Source organism: Zoogloea sp. (assembly GCF_017302315.1).
Classification (GTDB): Bacteria; Pseudomonadota; Gammaproteobacteria; order Burkholderiales; family Rhodocyclaceae; genus Zoogloea.
Map to the genome: position 1 here is coordinate 1 of NZ_JAFLDT010000163.1, position 2,921 is coordinate 2,921.

The window sequence follows — 2,921 nt, forward strand, 5'->3', positions numbered from 1 at the left end:
GTTGCGGGCCCCGGGACGGGCCCATGACCGCTCGAGCCGGCCAGGGCCGACGGGCTCGAGACCGGGTCAGGCGCCGACGATCAGGCGGCGGCGGCGGGGGCCTTGTCCACCCGGCGCTCGGCGTCCAGCTCCAGGGTGAACCTGGCGGCCCACTCGACATTCCGGCGGTCGCCGATCTTGCGGAAGATGGACTCCGACGTGGCCGACTCACCGGCGCGCGGTCGACCGACGAAGTGGGCGATGCGTTTCACCACCGCGGTCACATCGTGCTCGATCTCTTCGTAGTTGATCGACAGCGGAAAGATGTTGTGCTTGGCGAAATAGGCCTGCCAGCCCAGCTCCTGGGCCAGGATGTGCTCATGCCAGCGCTTGATGGCCTGGAAGTCGTAGTCCAGGTTGGCCAGCTTCTCGCGCTCGGTGGTGGTGTGCTCGACGTTGGTGTGGAACACATTGGACGAGGTCGCGCAGTACAGCGACACCGCCTGGGCCGCCAGGTCGCGGCGCGTCAGGTAGATGAAGCGGTAGGAGCGAAACACCGACTCATCCTGCATCGCCCCCCGGAAATCGTTGAACTGGAACCAGCTGGCCTTCATGCCCGACACGCCGTTGCGCGTGCGCACCACGCGCATCACCTGGGCGAGGTACTCGTCCGGCGTGGCGGCCGGGGCACTCTTGAGGATGTTCGGGATGAACATCTGCGACACCATCTCGCCGGGGCGACCCAGCAGCTTGGTGTTCTTCAGCACATCGCACAGGTGGCTGCTGCCCGAGCGCGGCGTCATGGCGATCAGGTAGCGCGGTGCCGGCTCCGGGATCGCAGCGACCGCGGCGCGCCGTTCCTCGTCAAGGCTGAGGTTCTCGAAGAGCTTGAGGATGTTCTTGGACGACATGGGCGGATGCTCTGCGATGCGGGGATGGAAAAGGAATCGTGCGCTGCGGCAAGGTCGGCAAGCCCCGCCCGACCTCGCCTGCTGGACAGGCGCGCTCCGGCGGGGCATTCGCAGGCGGTGTCGGGCCGCGACACCTGGGGTGCCGAGGCGCCGCACCGCGTCACTCGCGAAGCCTGATGCGGTCACTCACCAGGTGACCGCGCTTCGTCCGCTCAGGCCGGCTTGTTGGCCTTGCCGGCCCGGCGGTTGGCCTGCTTGACCGCCTTGTCGGCCTGGCGGGCCGCCTTCTTCTCGGCGCGCTCGGCTTCGCGCTCCGGGCCGCCGGGCCGCTGTCCGGCGCGCGCGGCCTTGACCTGCGGGTCCTTGGCCGCGCTCAGCTTCAGCATGATGCGGCGCTTGGGGGCCCCGCCTTCTTCGCCCTTGGCGGGCTTGGTCGACACATGGAAGTTGCCCAGCGGGGCCAGCTTCACCGCGCCGTCTGCGGCGCTGTCGAGTTCGGCCGACAGTGCGCCCAACGCGGTGCGCAGCACCTTGTTGATCTGCGCGGCAGCGATCTCGGGGTGAGCAGCAGCGACCTTGGCGGCCAGTTCCTTGATACCCATGTCGATGTTTCCTTGTGACAGCTTCGGGACGGTGCAGGCGGGCACATGCGGGACGGCTCACGCACTGCAGCGCAGCGAATTGTGCCGCCAATCGGTGCAAGCGCCCGGGACAAACTGGGGGGCGGGCGGCCTCGCCCGCTGCGCAACGCGGGCTTTTGGCACGGTCGGCGGCGCGCCCGCTGTCATCGTGCCGTCTTGCATGGCGTGTCAAGCTGCCGGATTGGGGGGCCAGTAAGCTCAGTCCGGTGGTGCATTCAAGCCACAGGCTGGCATACCATTCCACATTCGGCCACGCCCCGCAGTTCGCCACCATGAAGAAACGCCTGATTGCCCATATTGGAACCCACAAGACCGGATCCACCTCGATCCAGAAGGCCTTGTACGACGCCCGCGGAGCGCTGCGCCAGGCGGGCATCCTCTTTCCCAGTACCGACCGCGGCCCCCGGCCGTCCAAGCACCACTCGATCAACACCGCCGCCAAGAGCGGCCTGCCCGAGGCCAAGGACGCCGAGTACCGCGCCCTCATGGACGAGTTCAACGCCTCGGGCGCGCACACCATGATCGTCAGCGCCGAGGGCTTCTCGGCACCGACGCCCGACGTGGCGGAGTTCTTTGCCCGCTTCCTGCCCGACTTCGACCTCGAGGTGGTGTGCTACCTGCGCCGCCAGGACCAGTTCGTCGAGTCGCTCTACAACCAGGTCCTGCGCGATCCGGACAATGCCGAGCGGCGCAGCATTTCAGAGTTCTGGCGCGATGAGCGCATCAGCGCCCGGCTGGACTACCACACCACGCTGGCGCGCTGGCGCGATCTGCCGGCCAAGGTCATCGCCCTCGACTTCGCCCGCGAAGTCAAGCAGCACGGCCTGCTGCCCTCGTTCCTGCAGGCCACCGGACTGCAGGCCCTGGGCCCGTTGCCAGACAAGGTGGCCAACAAGTCGCCTGACATGAACCTGGTGCTGACGCTGCGCCAGTTGCACCTGCACGGCATCGATCACAACCACAAGCGCCTGATCCGGGCGGCGCGGGCGCTGGATGAGACGGGCGACTTCGCCTTCCTCAAGCAGACCCTGGGCGGGCGCGAGCGCACCGCCTTGCTGGACACCTTTGCCGACTGCAACGCCCGACTGGCTGCCGACTTCGGCGTGCGCTTCTCCGAGGACCGCCCGAAGGAGGGCACCGAGCCGATCGATGCTCCCGAGCCGCGTTATGTCATGGCGCTGATCGCCCTGCTGTCGCTGGGCAAGGGCAAGATGGAAGAAGACGAGGACGAGTCCCCGCTGACGCCCGAGCAACTGGCCGAGAAGGAGCAGATGAAACAGGTGCGCCGCCAGCGCCGGGCCGACAAGGCCGAGCGTGCCGAGCGCAAGAAGGCCGGCAAGGCCGAGAAGGCTTCGCCCGAGCAGAAGGCCGCCCGCAAGGCCGCCCGGGC

3 protein-coding genes are annotated in these 2,921 nt (G+C 68.0%); 1 reads left to right on the top strand and 2 read right to left on the bottom strand.

The annotated features are described in order from the left end of the window. Positions 1–80 precede the first annotated feature (80 nt). Positions 81–890 carry a Stf0 family sulfotransferase gene (locus tag J0L98_RS21510; RefSeq protein ID WP_296414276.1) on the bottom strand — a complete coding sequence of 270 codons (810 nt, stop codon included), beginning with the start codon at positions 888–890 and terminating at the stop codon, positions 81–83. 212 nt (positions 891–1,102) lie between these two features. Next, positions 1,103–1,492: an HU family DNA-binding protein gene (locus J0L98_RS21515; RefSeq protein WP_296414277.1), complete on the bottom strand. Its 390-nt coding sequence runs from the start codon at positions 1,490–1,492 to the stop codon at positions 1,103–1,105. Positions 1,493–1,803: 311 nt separating this feature from the next. On the opposite strand from J0L98_RS21515, the gene J0L98_RS21520 reads away from it, so the two are divergent. Further along, the coding region (locus tag J0L98_RS21520; RefSeq protein WP_296414280.1) for a hypothetical protein at positions 1,804–2,921 on the top strand (1,118 nt) is incomplete at its 3' end.